Below are 2,420 nucleotides of genomic sequence, written 5' to 3'. Positions count from 1 at the left end.
AATTATTGGAGTTTTGAAAATAAAAAATAAAGCAGCTACAATAAAAAAACCTATGGTAGCCATGACTATACTGAAGCTAAAAAAAGCAAACTCATTTCCTTTTATTCTTGGGAAGAAACGGGTGATCCCATGTCCTATACCCAGTTGGGCAAAAGGTACCAGGAGCAATGCCATGTCTTGCACGGTTTTAAATAAGCCAATTTGCTCAGGACTGAGTACATACGGAAATAACCAGAGTAGGTTGAAATAACCTACAATTACTCCTAAATAGGAGAAAATGGTGGTGAGCACACTTTGTTTTACCCCTGCCATGAATAGTCGACTTTATTTAATTCGTTTATATCCAAAGTTGGAAATTTTTTCAAGTCTTATAATTATTTCAAAACTTCAATTAACTTATCCTTCCTAAGTCTGTAATTAAAGTTATTTTTTATCCTTTGAGCTGTAGCTTTTCGAAGGGGTTCTAGATCTTTTTCTTTCAGTGTAGAGATCAGGTTATGAAGTAGAGCAAAGTCCTTATGAGGTAAAATAAAGCCCGTTTCTCCAATTATTTTAGCAATTTCTCCAACATTGCTCCCAATGGGAATACAACCACAAAGCATGGCCTCTGCCAAGGCATTTGGAAAGCCTTCAGAATAGGATAGCTGCAGATAAAATTGGCTTTGTTGGTAGATCTCCCTGATTTCTTTTTGATTCAAAGGAGGTATTAGGTTTACATTAGGTAGGGTTGTTTTAAATTCTCTGTCTCCTATAATTGTGAAAGAATAGTTTGGAAAGGTTTTGGCCATTTCAAGCACTAAATCTATTCCTTTAACCAAGGCCCTGTTCTTTTTGGAAATCCCGGTAGCGACCGTAACAAAGGAGAAAGGAGATTTTTCCCTATGATCATCAGTCCAAAATTCGATATCAAAGCCATTGTAGATTACTTGGATTTTGGTCTTTAAATCAGGTATTAAATGCAATAGTCCTTGATTTTTTGGAGAGTCCTTATCATAAGTATAAGTGGATTTCACCAAAGAATTTGAAACCGGAAGAATCAGCGAGCAATTTTTAAAACTATATACAGTAGCCTTTTTAAGCCATTTTTTTCGATAGTTGCCATAATCTATCTTGGGGAAATGCATGGCATCTGTACCTCCACATTCGATAATTACTTTTTTTCTAAATAGTTTTCCGATGAAAACAGGGAGAACGGTATGATATCCGGCAAAAAAACAAAGGTATTTGCTTGTGAAAGGTGAAAGAATAAGCAATTGGAAAAACTGAATAATGAAATATACCGGTAGTAAATAAGGGTTGGCGGTAAAATTAAGGTGAATGATTTTAAAAGTAGGGCTTAGCATCTCAATATCCCTTTGGATAAAAGCAGTAGGAATAGGAGAAATATAAAGGATCATATTTGGGTCAATTAATATTTAAAAAGCAGAAAGCTTCTGTTTGATCTTGATCCATAGTCTTTCTTTCAAAATGGTATATTTATCCCTGTGATTGGTTTTTTTAATGGGGTGTTTCTTTTTAAATACAAAGTACTGGTAATCTTTTTCTTTATAGAAAAGAGGATAGGTATCCATTTTTTCAAGGTAGAAATCATTAGAAGAAAGCTTACTAACCAATTCTCCGCTGTCTAAAGGTTGGTCGATCACCTGAAGCTTTTGAGGTTCATTGGCAATCATCCATTCCAGAAACCTTGGAGAAGGAATATGGATAAAGATAAAAGTGCCCGAATGGCTGTGTTTTTTAATAGTTTCAAACAAAGCAAAATGATCTTCAGCGGGTATGTGTTCCAATACATCCGGAAACACAATGACGTCAAAAAGTAGGTCTGGTTTGTGAAAATTTTTCATATCAGACACTTCAAAACGAAGGTTGTCTAAACCTTTCCAAATGGATTTTGCCTGCTCAACACTTTCTGGACTGATATCCACAGCAAGCACTTCCCCCTTAGGGGTGTTTTTTGCAATTAACTGACTGACTGTACCAATTCCACACCCCACTTCCAATACGCTATGATTCGGTTGGAGTCCGGCTTTTTTTAGTTTAGAAATAATACTCAAGTGCCTGGAGTTTACTCCTGTTTTGATTTGCTGATTGGCAAATTGATCATAAAATTGGGCAACGTCTTTAGTCATTTTGGTCAGTAAGGTCTCGTTTGGAATTCATATTTTTGTATACAGCAAAAAGTATTGATAAGACGACTAAATATTGTACGATCACAGCTACCATTTCCCAGTTATAATAAGCACTTGGCTCAAAACGCATTTCCACTGTATGCTCTCCTTCAGGGAGTACAAGTCCTCGCAATAAATAATTCACCCTTAAAATAGGTGTTTCCTGCCCATCTACAAATGCTTTCCAACCTTTAGGGTAAAATATTTCTGAGAAAACAGCCAAGCCAGACTTCTCTACAGATGCTTTATAGC

The 2,420-nt window shown here is 36.0% G+C and carries 3 protein-coding genes and 1 pseudogene; all 4 read right to left on the bottom strand.

Annotated elements, in window-relative coordinates; all coding sequences use genetic code 11:
- Positions 1 to 312 (bottom strand): annotated as a pseudogene (locus AAC037_RS23485) (polysaccharide biosynthesis protein); the annotation flags it as partial.
- A gap of 62 nt (positions 313 to 374) precedes the next feature.
- Positions 375 to 1,397 (bottom strand): glycosyltransferase family 4 protein, encoded by a 1,023-nt coding sequence (locus tag AAC037_RS23480; protein ID WP_339906052.1) that lies wholly within the window; start codon positions 1,395 to 1,397, stop codon positions 375 to 377.
- A gap of 18 nt (positions 1,398 to 1,415) precedes the next feature.
- A complete protein-coding gene (locus tag AAC037_RS23475; protein ID WP_339906050.1) occupies positions 1,416 to 2,129 on the bottom strand; it encodes a class I SAM-dependent methyltransferase in 714 nt (237 codons plus the stop codon).
- A partial coding sequence (locus AAC037_RS23470; RefSeq protein WP_339906048.1) for a YfhO family protein occupies positions 2,122 to 2,420 on the bottom strand: 299 nt, incomplete at its 5' end. The genes AAC037_RS23475 and AAC037_RS23470, both read right to left, overlap by 8 nt.

Origin of the sequence: uncultured Cyclobacterium sp. (assembly GCF_963976465.1) — a bacterium.
In the GTDB taxonomy this organism is placed as follows: domain Bacteria; phylum Bacteroidota; class Bacteroidia; order Cytophagales; family Cyclobacteriaceae; genus Cyclobacterium.
The sequence above is the reverse complement of the archived record's forward strand: the minus strand, read 5'-3'. Positions and strand labels throughout refer to the sequence as shown.

Bases quoted from the DNA above. Each gene is read 5' to 3' on its own strand.
- AAC037_RS23480 (WP_339906052.1), bottom strand. From the start codon at position 1,397: ATGATCCTTTATATTTCTCCTATTCCTACTGCTTTTATCCAAAGGGAT.
- AAC037_RS23475 (WP_339906050.1), bottom strand. From the start codon at position 2,129: ATGACTAAAGACGTTGCCCAATTTTATGATCAATTTGCCAATCAGCAA.